Here is a 17,543-nt window from a genome sequence, read left to right as displayed (position 1 = left end):
GCCAGCTACTGATAAGAACTACCTGGCTAGATAAATAAAAATAGCCGTATTGCAGTGAGCTTGATGGATTCTGTATCTATACTTGGTGACCGAGATTAGCTGTAAACCGCTATGGTTTAAGTGGTAATCAGCTATTTCGTGGGTAAGTTAGTGGATAACTGGTGGGTAGCTTGTGCTTAAATGACTGTTTTTAAAATATGTCAGCATTAGTCTAAATAGCCCTTGTGCTCACATCGAAATCCCCTATAATGCGCATCCACTGACACGGCAAACCAGTCTTCTTAAACGAAGCTGAAACCCAGTCAGGGCAATAAGTAAGCGGTTAAAATTAAATGTTTAAAAGCCCTTGACGCCAACCACGGAGCGTGTATAATACGCCTCCCTAGCCAAGACGAATAGCCTTGGTCAGTAAGTAAAAGCCTTCGACCTAGCGTCAACGGCGGTGCTACTTAGCACCACGTTCTTTAACAATACAAAACAAGAAATCTGTGTGGGCACTCACAGGTGTTGAGTTATTCGAAATTGCTTCACTCTTTCTAGTAAAGGATGAGCAATCAAAAATTTAACTCGATGAACCACTGAGTGACCATAGCAACTTTGGTTTCTACTTTCTTTCGAGAAAGTAAATTCAAAGAAGCAAAATATGTAAGCTTCATTGACCTTCGGGTTAGTGAAAAACAGTATAATTCATTGAGCCGATGTCATCTTCGAAAGAGGATGCATCAAAAGAACTTTAATTGAAGAGTTTGATCATGGCTCAGATTGAACGCTGGCGGCAGGCCTAACACATGCAAGTCGAGCGGAAACAGAAAGTAGCTTGCTACTTTGCTGTCGAGCGGCGGACGGGTGAGTAATGCCTAGGGAACTGCCCAGTCGAGGGGGATAACAGTTGGAAACGACTGCTAATACCGCATACGCCCTACGGGGGAAAGGAGGGGACCTTCGGGCCTTTCGCGATTGGATGTACCTAGGTGGGATTAGCTAGTTGGTAAGGTAATGGCTTACCAAGGCGACGATCCCTAGCTGGTCTGAGAGGATGATCAGCCACACTGGAACTGAGACACGGTCCAGACTCCTACGGGAGGCAGCAGTGGGGAATATTGCACAATGGGCGAAAGCCTGATGCAGCCATGCCGCGTGTGTGAAGAAGGCCTTCGGGTTGTAAAGCACTTTCAGCGAGGAGGAAAGGTAGGTAGTTAATAACTGCTTACTGTGACGTTACTCGCAGAAGAAGCACCGGCTAACTTCGTGCCAGCAGCCGCGGTAATACGAGGGGTGCAAGCGTTAATCGGAATTACTGGGCGTAAAGCGTACGCAGGCGGTTTGTTAAGCAAGATGTGAAAGCCCCGGGCTCAACCTGGGAATTGCATTTTGAACTGGCAAACTAGAGTCTTGTAGAGGGGGGTAGAATTTCAGGTGTAGCGGTGAAATGCGTAGAGATCTGAAGGAATACCGGTGGCGAAGGCGGCCCCCTGGACAAAGACTGACGCTCAGGTACGAAAGCGTGGGGAGCAAACAGGATTAGATACCCTGGTAGTCCACGCCGTAAACGATGTCTACTCGGAATTTGGTGTCTTGAACACTGGGTTCCCAAGCTAACGCATTAAGTAGACCGCCTGGGGAGTACGGCCGCAAGGTTAAAACTCAAATGAATTGACGGGGGCCCGCACAAGCGGTGGAGCATGTGGTTTAATTCGATGCAACGCGAAGAACCTTACCTACTCTTGACATCCATAGAACTCGCTAGAGATAGCTTGGTGCCTTCGGGAACTGTGAGACAGGTGCTGCATGGCTGTCGTCAGCTCGTGTTGTGAAATGTTGGGTTAAGTCCCGCAACGAGCGCAACCCTTATCCTTATTTGCCAGCACGTAATGGTGGGAACTTTAGGGAGACTGCCGGTGATAAACCGGAGGAAGGTGGGGACGACGTCAAGTCATCATGGCCCTTACGAGTAGGGCTACACACGTGCTACAATGGTCGGTACAGAGGGTCGCAACGCCGCGAGGTCAAGCTAATCCCACAAAGCCGGTCGTAGTCCGGATCGGAGTCTGCAACTCGACTCCGTGAAGTCGGAATCGCTAGTAATCGTGAATCAGAATGTCACGGTGAATACGTTCCCGGGCCTTGTACACACCGCCCGTCACACCATGGGAGTGGGCTGCACCAGAAGTAGATAGCTTAACCCTTCGGGGAGGGCGTTTACCACGGTGTGGTTCATGACTGGGGTGAAGTCGTAACAAGGTAGCCCTAGGGGAACCTGGGGCTGGATCACCTCCTTACCTATACGACTAACTCAATATTTGCTGAGTGTTCACACAGATAACTTGTTCTTGTTAGAGCGAGAAACGCACCTTTACGGTGTTGTTTGTTCTTTAAAAATTTGGAAAGCTGATAGTGTTAATGCGAAAGGGATAATGACTTACTTGTAAGTTGTTATTAATAGCATTAGCGCGAAAAATAAATAAATAATTGAGTTCTCAAACACTTAAATCAAGTGCCGAAGCATAGCAATATGCTTCAAGAGTATTCTTTTGGCGAAAGTAAACACCATTAGTTGCATTACTATTCATATTAGTTTCAAACTTATGTGGGTTGTATGGTTAAGTGACTAAGCGTATACGGTGGATGCCTTGGCAGTCAGAGGCGATGAAGGACGTAGTAACTTGCGAAAAGCGTTGGCGAGCTAGTAACAAGCATTTGAGCTAACGATATCCGAATGGGGAAACCCACTCACATAAGTGAGTATCACATACTGAATACATAGGTATGTGAGGCAAACCCGGGGAACTGAAACATCTAAGTACCCGGAGGAAAAGAAATCAACCGAGATTCCCCTAGTAGCGGCGAGCGAACGGGGATTAGCCCTTAAGTCTATAGGGTGTTAGTGGAATGAGTTGGAAAGCTCAGCGGCACAGGGTGATAGCCCCGTACATGAAAACTAACTATAGATGAAAACGAGTAGGACGGGACACGTGACATCTTGTCTGAACATGGGGGGACCATCCTCCAAGGCTAAATACTCCTGACTGACCGATAGTGAACCAGTACCGTGAGGGAAAGGCGAAAAGAACCCCTGTGAGGGGAGTGAAATAGAACCTGAAACCGTATACGTACAAGCAGTGGGAGCGGTTCTTGAGACCGTGACTGCGTACCTTTTGTATAATGGGTCAGCGACTTACATTTTGTAGCGAGGTTAAGCGAATAGCGGAGCCGTAGGGAAACCGAGTGTTAACTGCGCGTTTAGTTGCAAGGTGTAGACCCGAAACCCGGTGATCTATCCATGGGCAGGTTGAAGGTTGAGTAACATCAACTGGAGGACCGAACCGACTTATGTTGAAAAATGAGCGGATGACTTGTGGATGGGGGTGAAAGGCCAATCAAACCGGGAGATATCTGGTTCTCCTCGAAAGCTATTTAGGTAGCGCCTCGAGCGAATACCATTGGGGGTAGAGCACTGTTAAGGCTAGGGGGTCATCCCGACTTACCAACCCTTTGCAAACTCCGAATACCAATGAGTACTACTCGGGAGACACACGGCGGGTGCTAACGTCCGTCGTGAAAAGGGAAACAACCCAGACCATCAGCTAAGGTCCCAAAGTTATTGCTAAGTGGGAAACGATGTGGGAAGGCTTAGACAGCTAGGAAGTTGGCTTAGAAGCAGCCATCTTTTAAAGAAAGCGTAATAGCTCACTAGTCGAGTCGGCCTGCGCGGAAGATTTAACGGGGCTAAGCAATACACCGAAGCTATGGGTTTGCTAGTTTACTAGCAAGCGGTAGAGGAGCGTTCTGTAAGCCGTTGAAGGGAAAGGGGTAACCCATCCTGGAGGTATCAGAAGTGCGAATGCTGACATGAGTAACGATAAAGGGAGTGAAAAACTCCCTCGCCGAAAGACCAAGGTTTCCTGTCCAATGTTAATCAGGGCAGGGTAAGTCGACCCCTAAGGTGAGGCCGAAAGGCGTAATCGATGGGAAACAGGTTAATATTCCTGTACTTCTACTAACTGCGATGGAGAGACGGAGAAGGCTAGGCTAGCGCGGCGTTGGTTGTCCGCGTTTAAGGTTGTAGGTTGTATTCTTAGGCAAATCCGGGAATACGCATTAAATTGCAAGACTGAGGACTGATGACGAGTCACTAAGGTGATGAAGTAGTTGATGCCATGCTTCCAGGAAAATCTTCTAAGCTTCAGGTTAGTAGGAATCGTACCCCAAACCGACACAGGTGGTTGGGTAGAGAATACCAAGGCGCTTGAGAGAACTCGGCTGAAGGAACTAGGCAAAATGGTACCGTAACTTCGGGAGAAGGTACGCTCCCAGCGGTGATGAGACTTGCTCTCTAAGCTGCCGGGAGTCGCAGATACCAGGTGGCTGCAACTGTTTATCAAAAACACAGTACTGTGCAAACTCGCAAGAGGAAGTATACGGTATGACGCCTGCCCGGTGCCGGAAGGTTAATTGATTGGGTTATCTTCGGAGAAGCTCATGATCGAAGCCCCGGTAAACGGCGGCCGTAACTATAACGGTCCTAAGGTAGCGAAATTCCTTGTCGGGTAAGTTCCGACCTGCACGAATGGCGTAATGATGGCCACGCTGTCTCCAGCCGAGACTCAGTGAAGTTGAAATTGCGGTGAAGATGCCGTATACCCGCGGCTAGACGGAAAGACCCCGTGCACCTTTACTATAGCTTGGCACTGAACATTGAACCTACATGTGTAGGATAGGTGGGAGACTTTGAAGCAGAGACGCTAGTTTTTGTGGAGTCAACCTTGAAATACCACCCTTGTAGTTTTGATGTTCTAACTTAGGCCCCTGAATCGGGGTTGAGGACAGTGTCTGGTGGGTAGTTTGACTGGGGCGGTCTCCTCCCAAAGAGTAACGGAGGAGCACGAAGGTTGGCTAAGTACGGTCGGACATCGTACGGTTAGTGCAATGGCATAAGCCAGCTTAACTGCGAGACATACACGTCGAGCAGGTACGAAAGTAGGTCATAGTGATCCGGTGGTTCTGTATGGAAGGGCCATCGCTCAACGGATAAAAGGTACGCCGGGGATAACAGGCTGATACCGCCCAAGAGTTCATATCGACGGCGGTGTTTGGCACCTCGATGTCGGCTCATCACATCCTGGGGCTGAAGTCGGTCCCAAGGGTATGGCTGTTCGCCATTTAAAGTGGTACGCGAGCTGGGTTCAGAACGTCGTGAGACAGTTCGGTCCCTATCTGCCGTGGGCGTTGGATGATTGAAGGAAGCTGCTCCTAGTACGAGAGGACCGGAGTGGACGAACCGCTGGTGTTCGGGTTGTTATGCCAATAGCATTGCCCGGTAGCTACGTTCGGAATCGATAACCGCTGAAAGCATCTAAGCGGGAAGCGAGTCCTAAGATGAGTCATCCCTAGGAATTTAATTCCTCTAAAGAGCCGTTCGAGACTAGGACGTTGATAGGCAGGGTGTGTAAGCGTTGTGAGGCGTTGAGCTAACCTGTACTAATGACTCGTGAGGCTTAACCATACAACCCAGATGGGTTTGTAGCGTTAATGATGATTACTTTACAAGCACAAAAGAATACGAACTTGATTTAAGTCGAACCAATTATTACTTTTATTTAAAGCTATTTAGAATATTTTAAAAGATTTTGAATAGACAGCTTTTCAAATTTACCAAATTAGTCTGGAAACCATAGCATTGTGGCACCACCTGAACCCATCTCGAACTCAGAAGTGAAACGCAATCGCGCCGATGGTAGTGTGGGGTCTCCCCATGTGAGAGTAGGTCATTTCCAGGCGCCTAATTAAGTAACTAAGCCACCTTATTAAGGTGGCTTTTTTGCGTCTGGGATTTAATAAAGCTTTAGCTGATTAGCTCGAACTTACCGGTACCCATATCCACGTCAATGTAGGCAGGTGACTTATCCACTTAGGAAGGCATGAACGCCTACCCCCGATGTCGCCCCGCCGCTGAGCGGGCTCCCCAGTTCAGCGACTGCGTCGCTTCTCGCTACAAAACAGTTGAATGCTGCGCATCCAAAGCACTGTTATTTCGCCCCCATGCGAGCCTAGGTCATTCCAAGAACTCTAATTTCTATGAGTACCTCAATTGTATTTGCTTATGCAGTCGATATGGTTGTCTGCAGTGGGCCATTGGAAGGCGCCTCCGCTTTTTGTTCTATGACTGGCGCGCTCCTGATTTAGCAGTAACTAAGCACGTACGTGCAATGCCACTTTGGTTTATAAAGAGTCGATGTCGTCCCGCCGCTGAGCTTGGTCAGCCAATTGCATCCATGCACTTCTGACATTCACCACATCCCTGTGGCTTGCTCTCCCGCTACGAAACTAAGTTTCTCCGCTTTCAATTATGGCTGAATACTGCGTACTCAAAGCGCCATAATTTCACCCCCATGTGTCCACTTTGTGGACTACGAGAGTTGCTCATTTCCAGGCACCTAATTTCTCGTAAAGAGAGTCGATAAATCCCCAGCACTTTGTGTTGGGGATTTTTTTGTTTAACAGCTTTTGAAATGACCTTCTCACATGGGGGACATAAATAGCGCATGCGAAGCATGTATCTCTTCATGTGCTAGGTAGAGATTTGCTCCTGCAATCTCGACACTTCCCACATCCCTGTGGGTCGTAGGGTGAAGTCCTTGCGCGCTGGATTGGTAGAAAAACGTTCCAGACATTTTCTACATTCCTTACATCCTTGTGAGTCAACGCGGAGGGCTTGCTCGAAGCCGGGCCATTGGAAGGCGCCTCCGTACAGGCGCACTCCTGATTTAACAGTAACTAAGCCATCTTATTAAGGTGGCTTATCCACTTAGGAAGGCATGAATGCCTACCCCGATGTCGCCCCGCCGCTGAGCGGGCTCCCAGCTTCATGACTACGTCATTTCCAAGAACTCTAATTCCTATGAGTACCTCAATTGTATTCGTTTATGCAGTCGATATGGTTGTCTGGAGTATGTGGGTCGAAGATGGGCCAATGGAAGGCGGCTCCGCTTTTTGTTCTGTCCGCGAAGGATCTACTCCCTATGCCGCCCCGCCGTCGAACTTGGTCAGAAATTACATCTATGCATTACTGACATTCACCACATCCATGCGGCTTGCTCCCCAGCTGCATTGAAACAGCTATTCGCTACGACTGTGTGTTCGTCACTTTACTCTCCCTTAGCCATCTAGCTCTATTGAATCTCTTTGTCTTTGAAAGTGAACATATTCAGACTCAATTAAATCTCTAATGGGTATTGCTATTGATAGTGGGCTTGTTACTTTAGCTGCTCTTAATGGATTGCTGGTTTAAGGGTTATCGATGAAGCTAGAGATGATATGTACGGGCGAAGAGGTGTTAGCGGGACAGATAGTCGATACCAATGCGGCTTGGTTTGCTAATACTCTTATGAATAAGGGAATTGAGTGTCAGCGTCGGGTAACTGTCGGTGACCGTCTGGAAGATCTGGTTGCGGTATTTAAAGAGCGCAGTTTAGAGGCGGATATCATACTGGTGAATGGTGGCTTAGGCCCGACGAGTGATGATCTTTCTTCTGAAGCCATGGCTTTGGCTATGGGAGTTGCTCTGGTCGAAAATATCGAGTGGCGTACTAAGCTCGAAGATTGGTTCGCCCGTAATGGCCGGGTCATGGCCGAGAGTAATCTTAAGCAGGCATTGCTACCAGAGTCGGCTCTGATGATCGATAACCCGGTAGGCACAGCTTGCGGCTTCGCAGTAAAGCTAAATCGTGCCTGGTTGTTCTTCACGCCTGGAGTGCCATTTGAATTTAAACGTATGGTCACTGAACAGTTTATTCCTTTCATAGAGGATAGGTTTGTGGCTTCGACTTCGGTTGCTTTGAAGAAGCTATTAACTCTGGGCAACGGAGAATCTGCACTCGCAGATATATTGGAGGCCATTCCTCTACCTGACGGTATAACCTTAGGTTATCGCTCTTATATGCCTTATATCGAGATTAAGTTATTTGCTCGAGGGGCAAGGGCTATCACTTCTTTACCTAGAATTGAATCTGAGATAAAAACATTACTGGGCAATGCGGTTGTGGCGGAAAATGTCACGACATTGGATCAAGAGATCCATAATAAGCTCGTCAATTCAGGACTCAGCTTAAGTGTTGCCGAGTCATGTACCGGTGGGATGATCACTAGTGGCCTGATAGCATTCTCTGGTAGCTCTTCATATTTACATCATGGCCTAGTTACTTATAGTAATGAAGCTAAGGTAAAAATACTCGGTGTCAATCCTCAGACTCTCGATGATTATGGTGCAGTATCCATTGCAACAGTTGAAGAGATGGCTAAGGGAGCTCGTAATATACTTGGTAGCGATTATGGCCTTGCGACCAGTGGTATAGCTGGTCCAGAAGGAGGAACGCCTGATAAGCCTGTTGGAACGGTAGCAATAGCATTGGCGACAAAAAATGGTGTACATAGTCAGATGCTGAAATTACCGAGTCGTTCACGTGCTTTGGTCAGAAGCTTAACTACAGCAGTGGCTTATGACATGTTAAGACGTGAGCTCTTAGATGAGGCTGTTATTGTTGATTACTCGTCATTTAGTCGATTTAGTAAGTAGGACTCGAATAGCTTGAGGCTAAAAGAGAGCATATTGCAATCAAGCTAGTCTCGATTGCAATATGCTCAGAGGATTGTACCTATTCGTCAAATATTAACTGTAGTTTTCCTGGCTGAACCTGGATGCGTTTAGTCATTTCAGCTATGAGAGCCTGATTAGAATCATTGGTATCCAGTACATAGACAGGTTGATTTTCTAGAAACTGCGTTAAGAATCCCATGAGTTGGGGAGAAAACTGTTGGATGGCCTTATCGAAATCTTTTGGGCTAGATTTAACCTCTACTAGCTTAAGCTCCCTTAAATAGACACTATGGTTTGAAGCATCATACCAAGGCTTTGCCTCAAAGGTCGTTTTCAGTTCAGCTCTGATTGGCATTAAGGGATTACGTATCTTGATAACACTCGTTGCCGAGACCATCATAATATCGACTTTTTGCCCCAATTTCACATCGATATTTTGGATACGCACATCGATTCCAAAGAGTTGATTACCCTCTTTTATTTCAAAATGGATCTCATCAGATAGATAATCTTCTAACTCACTCTCTGTGATGCTGTATTGACTGACGCAGCCAGTCAAAAACAGCAATACAAAGCTAACAGTTAAGCTTAATATTTTCATTAGCCTGTGTTTCTCATACCAGCCGCTACCCCAGCTATGGTTAACATTAAGGCCAGTTCAACATTGGCTGAGGCATCTTCTTTACGTGTCCTGGCTAACAGCTCCGCCTGCATGAAGTTGAGTGGATCTATGTAAGGGTTACGTAAAGTAATCGATTCCTTGTTCCATGGAGTGTGGGACATCAAGGTATCAGATTGAGTAAGCTCTAATACGGCCTTAATCCCAGTCGCCAATCTTTCACGTAAAGCTTCGCCAAGATGATGAAGATTTTCTGGAACCAGACAGGTTTCGTAATACTTAGCCAAATTTGGTTCGGCCTTGGAATAAACCATCTCCAGCATAGATATGCGGGTTTTAAAGAAGGGCCACTCTTGTTCCATCTCCTGTAATAAGGACATATCCCCTCTATCGATTGAAGCCTGAAGTGCCTCGCCTGCGCCTAGCCATGCAGGAAGCATCAAGCGGTTCTGCGACCAAGCAAAAATCCAAGGAATTGCTCGTAGGCTTTCGATACCGCCGTCGACCTTACGTTTTGCTGGGCGACTACCTAGAGGTAATTTTCCTAGCTCTACTTCGGGAGTCGCTGCGCGAAAATATGCCACAAAATCTGCTTCTTCTCTGACTATTGAGCGATAGGCTTTAACTGACTCCTCGGCTAGTCTTTGTATACAGGCGCGCCATTCTGGTTTTGGTTCAGGTGGTGGAAGTAAGGTCGCTTCCATCACTGCTGATGTGTATAAGGCTAGACTCTGAACAGCCAATTTAGGTAGGCCAAACTTGAAGCGAATCATTTCACCTTGCTCGGTGACGCGAATGCGTCCATCGACGGATCCTGGAGGTTGAGACAGAATAGCTTCATGTGCCGGTCCGCCGCCACGGCCAATTGTGCCACCTCGTCCATGAAACAGGGTGAGCTTCACATCGGCTTGTCGACTTATTTCAACCAATTGTTCCTGAGCATGGTATTGAGCCCAAGCAGCAGCCATCACGCCGGCGTCTTTGGCTGAATCAGAATAGCCGATCATTATCTCTTGATGGCCTTTGGTATATCCACGGTACCAATCGATGGCAAAGAGTGCAGACATACAAGTTGCAGCATTATTGAGATCGTCAAGAGTCTCAAATAGTGGCACTACACGCATAGGGTGAGGGCAACCAGTCTCTTTGAGTAAAAGTAATACAGTCAACACATCTGACGGCTTGCTTGCCATAGAAATCACATATGAACCGAGCGCCCTTGCTGGTTGGGTCGCTATCAGCCGGCAGGTGCTTATTACTTCGGCGACATTGTCACTCGGTTGCCAATTAGTTGGAATTAACGGGCGTTTACTGGTGAGTTCTTTTAAAAGGAAAGTCTGTTTCTCACTTTCATCCCAGTGGTTGAAGTCTCCCATACCTAAGTATCGAGTCAACTCGGCAATAACATCACTGTGTCGTTCAGCATCCTGGCGGATATCGAGTCTGAGCATATGTATGCCAAAACAGGCGATACGACGTAGCATATCCAATAGCAGGCCGTTGGCAATCAGGCTCATGCCCTTATCTGACAAACTTCTATAGAGCATCATTAGAGGCTCTTTTAGATCCTTTTCGTGCCAGATGATAGTGCTGTTATCTACTTTGGGGTTATGACCTTCGAGACGGTCATTGAGATAGTCTATGGTATTTCGAAGTTTGACTCTGAGTTCGCGGAGCACATATCTATAGGGCTCATGGCTATCCTTAGTTAACGATGATAGTTCATCGTTGGCATCTTCCATAGAGAGGTCATTGACCAGTAAAACGATATCTTTTAAGTATAAACGCGCTGCTGTGTGGCGGTTTCTATCTAGTACTTCTTGTGTGACAAGTGCGGTGACAAACGGGTTACCGTCACGATCTCCACCCATCCAGCTAGAGAATCGTACTGGTGAAATGTCGATGGGGAGCTGCTTGCCTGTACGTTCTTCTACTTGCTCATTCAGCTGTCTGAGAAAGTCTGGAATCGCTTGCCACAGAGAGACTTCTATGGTGCTAAGCCCCCATCTGGCTTCATCTACCGGGGTTGGTCGCTCGTGGCGTATCTCATTAGTATGCCAGATCTGGGCGATGAGTTGCCTGAGGCGTAGATGCTGTTGCTTCTTCTCTCGCTCGGTAAGTTGTGGATTTTCAAGTGCGGCGAGACTATCGATAACCGATGAATATTTTTGGATCAGGGTTCGGCGAGATATCTCTGTCGGGTGCGCGGTCAATACTAGATCGATATCGAGATTCTGTAGGCAATCGAGCATATCTTCTTGATCTATGTTACTGCTTAACACTCTACCTAGTAATTGCTCTACCGGATCGGGAACGCATACTAACTCGTCGCAATTTCGGCTGATGGTATGAAATTGCTCGGCGATATTGGCCAAGTTAAGAAATTGATTGAATGCCTTTGCAAAGGGAACTAATTCATTATCCGGAAGTGCCGCAAGTAGTTTGAGCATCTCCTCACGGGAGGCTTCATCCCCCTGCCTAGAGCTTTTAGCTAATTGACGGATCTGCTCAATTTTATCGAGAAAAGCGTCATCTAAATTGGTGCGTATTGTCTCACCTAAAATCTGTCCTAAGGTACCTACGTTAGACCTTAAAGACGCATACATATCAGTCATACTTACTCCATACCAAGAATTACGCTAATCGACCACAATACCTAGTGTTAATGGCTTAGGTCAACATAGATAGCTGAGATATTGCGAGCTTATGTGTGCTACATCACTCAAGACTGGAATAAGCATTTAGCCTCGAGTGATTTTAGTGCAAGTTAGCCTATTTAATGCAGGCGTGATAGATGAGCTTTTTAAGGAGCTCGACGGTTTGCTTTAAATAGGCGGTATCGAGAAACTCATCGGCTTGGTGAGCCTGTTCGATGCTGCCCGGTCCTAGGACCAAAGTTTGGCAACCCAATTTAGCAATATAGGGGGCTTCGGTCGCGTAGTTAACGACTTCTGGCTGGCTTGCAGATAACTCTGCCACCAGTTTACTCCAGCTGCTTTCTGCGCTGGCGGCGAAAGGCTCGGAGCCTGGATAGAGTGGGGCGACCTGAATGCTTCCGGGATATTGAGAGCTGATAGGTGCAAGGTAATTAAGGACTAACTGCTCGAGCTCTTCTAGTGCTAATCCTGGGAGTGGACGAATATCGATATGCAGATCGCAGCAACCACAAATGCGGTTGGCCGCATCTCCCCCATGGACGTGACCCAAGTTCATCGTTGGATAAGGTACGCTAAATGCGTCTTCACGGTAGTTTTCGGCCAGATGTTGCTTGAGTTTAAGCAGCTGTCCTATGACTTGATGCATTATTTCGATGGCATTGAGTCCTTTCGCAGGATCCGAAGAGTGGCCACTGCGACCCGTGACTCTTATGCCTTGAGTCAGATGGCCTTTATGCATATAAACCGGTTTTAAGCTGGTTGGTTCGCCAATGATGGCGTAATCCGGTGATATAGATTTTGCCTCGGCAAAGGCTTTAGCCCCATTCATGGTGGTTTCTTCATCGGCGCTGGCCAAGATATGTAGAGGATGTTTAAATTTTTCCAGAGGCATATCCTTTAAGGCTTCTAATATGAGGGCAAAGAATCCTTTCATATCGCATGTGCCGAGACCGTACCAGCGGTTATCTTTTTCCGTTAGGGTGAATGGGTCTTGGCTCCAACGACCCTCATCAAATGGCACAGTATCTGTGTGACCGGCGAGTAGAAGGCCGCCACTACCAGGGCCAAAGGAAGCGATAAAGTTATGTTTATTACGGGAATTTGGTACGGCTTGCACCTTACATTGGAAGCCTAAATCATCGAACCAGGTATGCAATAGATCTATCACGCCTTGGTTACTCATATCTTGATCAATTTCGAATGCGCTAATTGAAGGCGTGGCGATAAGCTGAGTAAAACTCGTTTTCAGATCTGGGGTTTTGGTCATATATCACCTGTAAAATACATATTCAAATATATTGCATAAGTAGTTGGTTGTGCTAGTCTAACAAACAGCTAAGGCGAGTACCAGAATACAGTGCTAATTACTGAGAGTAAAAATGATAATCTCATATAATAAAATTAATAAAAAGGTCACATTAACAGACTTCCTGCGACGATAAACTTGTCAACATTGGTATTTGCTACCAGGGCTTAGGTTGTGCCCCCTCTTTTTCTCTTTATCTCGTTTAAAAATTAAGAAGTCATAGATTATGAAAAGCATTGCTATTATCGGCGCTAGTGGTTACACGGGCGCACAGATCACCTCTCTTATTTATGCCGATGCAAACCTAACTATTCAAGGTTTGTATGTTTCTGAGAATAGTTTAGATAAAGGTAAGCCATTATCTGAGCTCTATCCCGTATATAGTCATATCTCATCATGCCTATCTCCATTGTCAACTGAAGCCAAGGAACTCATTGTCGATCAGGCCGATGCCGTGGTATTGGCGACAGATCATAATGTCAGCTTACATCTGGCGGCCTGGTTTTATGAGCAAGGCCTGGCGGTGTTCGATTTAAGTGGTGCCTATAGGTTTGCAGATAAGGCTCAGTACCCCAAGTGGTATGGCTTTGAACATGATTATCCTGACGTATTATCTAATGCTGTTTATGGTCTTGCCGAGTGGAATAGTGCCGAGATTGCCGACAGTAAGATGATTGCCGTCCCTGGGTGTTATCCAACGGCATCCCTTACCGCATTAAAGCCATTAGCACCTCTGCTAACCAGTACCTTGCCTGTGATTAATGCCGTGAGCGGTGTCACCGGAGCCGGTAGAAAGGCACAACTTCAAACAAGTTTTTGCGAAGTGAGTTTAACGCCCTACGGTGTACTTGGTCACAGGCACCAGCCTGAAATTGCTACTCAACTAGGTCAGGAAGTTATCTTTACTCCACATCTAGGCAATTTTAAGCGTGGCATACTCGCGACAATTACCGTGCAGCTTGCTCCCGGAACCACTGAAAGCGATATTGCCAAGGCGTACTCATTTTATGATAACGCGCCTCTGGTCACGGTGAAGCACGACCAATTTCCTAAGGTAGATGACGTGGTTAATACACCCAATTGTCACCTGGGATGGAAGTTCGATCCTAAGACTGGGTATCTGGTGGTGGCGAGTGTTATTGATAACCTGATGAAAGGTGCTGCCAGTCAAGCTCATCAGTGCATAAAGATTCATTTTAAATACTAATTTCTTAGGCGAGTAGATAAGTATGTCAACGAGTAATAAAACATTAGTCATTAAAGTTGGTGGTGCCTTGCTGCAATGTGAGATGGGCACGGACAGGTTGATGGGGACTTTAGCTAAGATGATTGCCAGGGGGCAGAAGATTATCTTAGTACATGGCGGCGGTTGTATCGTCGATGAACAGCTCACTGCAAATGGCATGGAAACTGAGAAATTAGACGGATTAAGGGTAACCCCTGCAGAGCAAGTGCCAGTCATAGTCGGTGCATTAGCCGGTACAGCTAATAAATTGTTGCAAGCCGCAGCGATTAAAGCCGGTATTTCGGCTATCGGTATGAGCTTGGCAGACGGCGATATCGTCACTGCCAAGATTAAAGATAAGAAGCTAGGATTTGTCGGTGAAGTTTCACCTAAAAGTGCGACTTATCTTGAGTTTATTTTTTCTCAGGCCTGGTTACCGATAGTGAGCTCGATTGCAATCGACGGCAGTGGCCAGCAGCTTAACGTCAATGCGGATCAAGCGGCGACCGTGTTGGCTAAACTTGTCGATGGTCAATTAGTGCTGTTATCCGATGTTTCCGGTGTACTCGATGGTAAGGGTAAATTAATTAAGAGTCTTAACAGGGCTCAGGTAGCAGAGCTTACGCATATAGGTGTTATTGAGAAGGGCATGAAAGTGAAGGTCGAGGCCGCACTGGAAGTCGCTGAACTCATGGGCCAACCAGTACAAGTGGCTTCCTGGAGAAGTGCTGAGCAATTGTTAGCCCTGTCCAATGGTCAATCTGTGGGGACACAGATCCAACCTAACTAGTGTTTGCATTTAAATATCCATCAAATTCGAGTGAGCCGAGATGTTGCTCACTCAAAAGAAGCATAAGGATTGGATTAAGATGCCAATCAGAGGAGAGTAACAATGAACCACCTGTTATCGATAAAAGATCTAACTCAAGAGCAACTGCAAGGCCTATTGTCTCTGGCGAAAAAAATTAAAGCTAATCCAGCCGAGTATCGCCATGCCTTAGATGGTAAGAGTGTGGTGATGTTATTTGAGAAACCTTCCTTGAGAACTCGTGTTAGTTTCGATATCGGCATCAATAAACTTGGCGGTCATTGTCTCTATCTAGATCAGCAAAATGGTGCCTTGGGTAAACGTGAACCTGTATCCGATTTTGCTGCCAATATCTCATGTTGGGCCGATGCTATCGTGGCGAGAACTTATCTACATTCGACTATCGAAGGGCTGGCGGAGCATGGCAGCGTGCCTGTGATTAATGCCCTATCGGATCTTTACCATCCTTGCCAAGGCTTAGCCGATTTCCTAACTTTATCGGAGAAGTTTGATGATGTTAGCCAAGTTAAGCTCGCTTATGTCGGTGATGGCAACAATGTGGCCCATTCATTGATGTTCGGCGCTGCAATTCTCGGCGCCAAGATGACAGTCATTTGTCCTCCTGGGCATTTTCCCGATGGAGAAGTGGTAGTGCAGGCGCAAGCGCTAGCGGCTAAGCATGGAGGCTCCCTGTTTCTTACCTCAAATATTGAGGCGATGGGTGAGCAAGATGCTATCTACACGGATACTTGGATATCTATGGGTGACGAGACTGATATGGCTGATATCAAAGCTAAGTTCGGTCCATATCAGGTCAATGCTGCTCTGATGGAAAAAGCGGGCGCTAACTTCTTCATGCACTGCTTACCTGCATATCGTGAAGTTGAGGCTACTGCAGAGGTAGTTGATGGTGAGGGTTCACTTATCTTGCAGCAGGCTGAAAATCGCATGCATGCACAAAATGCTGTGCTCGTTACCTTGCTGGGTCAGTAAGGCTAAGCAAGATTTAGGCGTAAACATATTTAGCTCTCATTGAAGTTTCGGTGAGACAGTATCAAGAATTAGGAAACCATATGTCGAATCAAACAAAGAAAACAGATGTGAAAAAAGTTGTCCTGGCATATTCCGGTGGACTGGATACGTCGGCCATTATCCCTTGGCTTAAAGAGACCTATGATAATTGTGAAATTATCGCTTTTTGTGCCGATGTGGGCCAGGGAGATGCCGAGCTCGAAGGCCTACATGCCAAGGCGATTTCTTCGGGTGCCTCCGAGTGCTACATAGTCGACCTTAAAGAAGAATTGGTTGCCGATTACATCTACCCGACTATAGCCACAGGCGCTATCTATGAAGGTACTTACTTACTCGGTACCTCAATGGCCAGGCCTATTATTGCTAAGGCTCAGATTGAAATAGCTCGTAAAGTGGGTGCGGATGCTGTCTGTCATGGCTGTACCGGTAAGGGCAACGATCAAGTCCGTTTTGAAGGTTGTTTCGCCGCACTGGCTCCAGATTTGAAAGTGATAGCTCCATGGCGTGAATGGGAGATGGTTAGCCGTGAGGATCTACTCGACTACCTGGCCGAGCGTAATATCGAGACCACGTCCTCGATTACTAAGATTTACAGTCGTGATGCCAATGCCTGGCATATTTCACACGAAGGTGGTGAGTTAGAAGATCCGTGGAACGAACCGTCTAAAGGCGTGTGGACCATGACAGTGGCACCTGAAGATGCACCTGATGCCCCGGAATATGTGACACTGGAATTAGAGCAGGGCAAGATCACTAAGGTTAACGGTGAGTCACTTTCTCCTTACGGGGCACTCATGGTGCTAAATGAAGTGGCTGGGGCCCATGGTGTTGGCAGAATCGATATCACAGAGAACAGGTTGGTAGGCATGAAGTCTCGTGGTTGTTATGAGACTCCTGGTGGCACTGTGATGTTTGCAGCGCTACGTGCCATCGAAGAGTTGGTACTGGATAAGACGAGCCGTGAGTGGCGTGAGCAAGTTGGTGCCCAGATGGCTCAACTGGTTTATGACGGGCGTTGGTTCACTCCTCTTTGTGAGTCCTTGCTAGCAGCTTCAGTGCCCTTAGCTAAGTTAGTTAATGGTGAAGTTGTCATTAAGCTCTACAAGGGTCAGGCGCAAGCGGTTAAGAAGCGCTCACCTAACAGCTTATATTCTGAAGAGTTTGCGACCTTTGGTGAAGATGATGTGTATAACCAAAAAGATGCCGAAGGCTTTATTCGTCTCTACTCGCTCTCTAGTCGCATCAGAGCCCTGAAGGCTCTGTAAATCGCGGCAGATTATTTAATTAAATAAAGGGCGCTAAG

General features: G+C 46.9%; 10 protein-coding genes and 3 rRNA genes. 9 read left to right on the top strand and 4 right to left on the bottom strand.

Going from position 1 to position 17,543, the window contains the following annotated elements:
• Positions 1–734: 734 nt before the first annotated feature.
• From SVI_RS18975 to rrf, 3 genes are all read left to right on the top strand, one after another.
• A 16S ribosomal RNA gene (locus tag SVI_RS18975) occupies positions 735–2,279 on the top strand.
• Between the two features lie 319 nt (positions 2,280–2,598).
• A 23S ribosomal RNA gene (locus SVI_RS18970) occupies positions 2,599–5,503 on the top strand.
• Positions 5,504–5,661: 158 nt separating this feature from the next.
• Positions 5,662–5,777, top strand: a 5S ribosomal RNA gene (rrf, locus tag SVI_RS18965).
• The 16S, 23S and 5S rRNA genes sit together here, the layout of an rRNA operon.
• A gap of 741 nt (positions 5,778–6,518) precedes the next feature.
• Here rrf and SVI_RS21635 read toward each other — a convergent pair.
• Positions 6,519–6,671, bottom strand: a complete 153-nt coding sequence (locus SVI_RS21635) for a hypothetical protein (RefSeq protein WP_157608734.1) — start codon at positions 6,669–6,671, stop codon at positions 6,519–6,521.
• Positions 6,672–6,898: 227 nt separating this feature from the next.
• On the opposite strand from SVI_RS21635, the gene SVI_RS21630 reads away from it, so the two are divergent.
• The gene (locus SVI_RS21630; RefSeq protein ID WP_157608733.1) at positions 6,899–7,111 is read left to right on the top strand and encodes a hypothetical protein; all 213 of its coding nucleotides are present in this window, start codon (positions 6,899–6,901) and stop codon (positions 7,109–7,111) included.
• A gap of 186 nt (positions 7,112–7,297) precedes the next feature.
• Positions 7,298–8,572, top strand: a complete 1,275-nt coding sequence (locus tag SVI_RS18960) for a CinA family nicotinamide mononucleotide deamidase-related protein (RefSeq protein ID WP_013053284.1) — start codon at positions 7,298–7,300, stop codon at positions 8,570–8,572.
• A 79-nt stretch (positions 8,573–8,651) separates the two neighbouring features.
• Here the strand turns inward: SVI_RS18960 and SVI_RS18955 are convergent, their stop codons facing one another.
• From SVI_RS18955 to argE, 3 genes are all read right to left on the bottom strand, one after another.
• Positions 8,652–9,194 carry a DUF1439 domain-containing protein gene (locus tag SVI_RS18955; protein WP_013053283.1) on the bottom strand — a complete coding sequence of 181 codons (543 nt, stop codon included), beginning with the start codon at positions 9,192–9,194 and terminating at the stop codon, positions 8,652–8,654.
• Positions 9,194–11,827, bottom strand: coding sequence for a phosphoenolpyruvate carboxylase (ppc, locus tag SVI_RS18950; RefSeq protein WP_013053282.1), 2,634 nt, complete (start codon positions 11,825–11,827; stop codon positions 9,194–9,196). Before ppc ends, SVI_RS18955 begins: the two co-directional genes overlap by 1 nt.
• A gap of 157 nt (positions 11,828–11,984) precedes the next feature.
• On the bottom strand, positions 11,985–13,136 hold the full coding sequence (gene argE, locus SVI_RS18945) for an acetylornithine deacetylase (protein WP_013053281.1): 1,152 nt from the start codon (positions 13,134–13,136) through the stop codon (positions 11,985–11,987).
• Positions 13,137–13,401: 265 nt separating this feature from the next.
• Here argE and argC point away from each other — a divergent pair, with 265 nt between their 5' ends.
• From argC to SVI_RS18925, 4 genes are all read left to right on the top strand, one after another.
• Complete coding sequence (gene argC / locus SVI_RS18940) at positions 13,402–14,382, top strand: N-acetyl-gamma-glutamyl-phosphate reductase (RefSeq protein WP_013053280.1); 981 nt, start codon at positions 13,402–13,404, stop codon at positions 14,380–14,382.
• A 22-nt stretch (positions 14,383–14,404) separates the two neighbouring features.
• The gene (gene argB / locus SVI_RS18935) at positions 14,405–15,190 is read left to right on the top strand and encodes an acetylglutamate kinase (protein WP_013053279.1); all 786 of its coding nucleotides are present in this window, start codon (positions 14,405–14,407) and stop codon (positions 15,188–15,190) included.
• 102 nt (positions 15,191–15,292) lie between these two features.
• The gene (locus SVI_RS18930) at positions 15,293–16,201 is read left to right on the top strand and encodes an ornithine carbamoyltransferase (RefSeq protein ID WP_013053278.1); all 909 of its coding nucleotides are present in this window, start codon (positions 15,293–15,295) and stop codon (positions 16,199–16,201) included.
• Between the two features lie 80 nt (positions 16,202–16,281).
• On the top strand, positions 16,282–17,505 hold the full coding sequence (locus SVI_RS18925) for an argininosuccinate synthase (protein WP_041420106.1): 1,224 nt from the start codon (positions 16,282–16,284) through the stop codon (positions 17,503–17,505).
• Positions 17,506–17,543 lie beyond the last annotated feature (38 nt).

Source organism: Shewanella violacea DSS12 (genome assembly GCF_000091325.1).
GTDB lineage: Bacteria > Pseudomonadota > Gammaproteobacteria > Enterobacterales > Shewanellaceae > Shewanella > Shewanella violacea.
The sequence above is the reverse complement of the archived record's forward strand: the minus strand, read 5'-3'. Positions and strand labels throughout refer to the sequence as shown.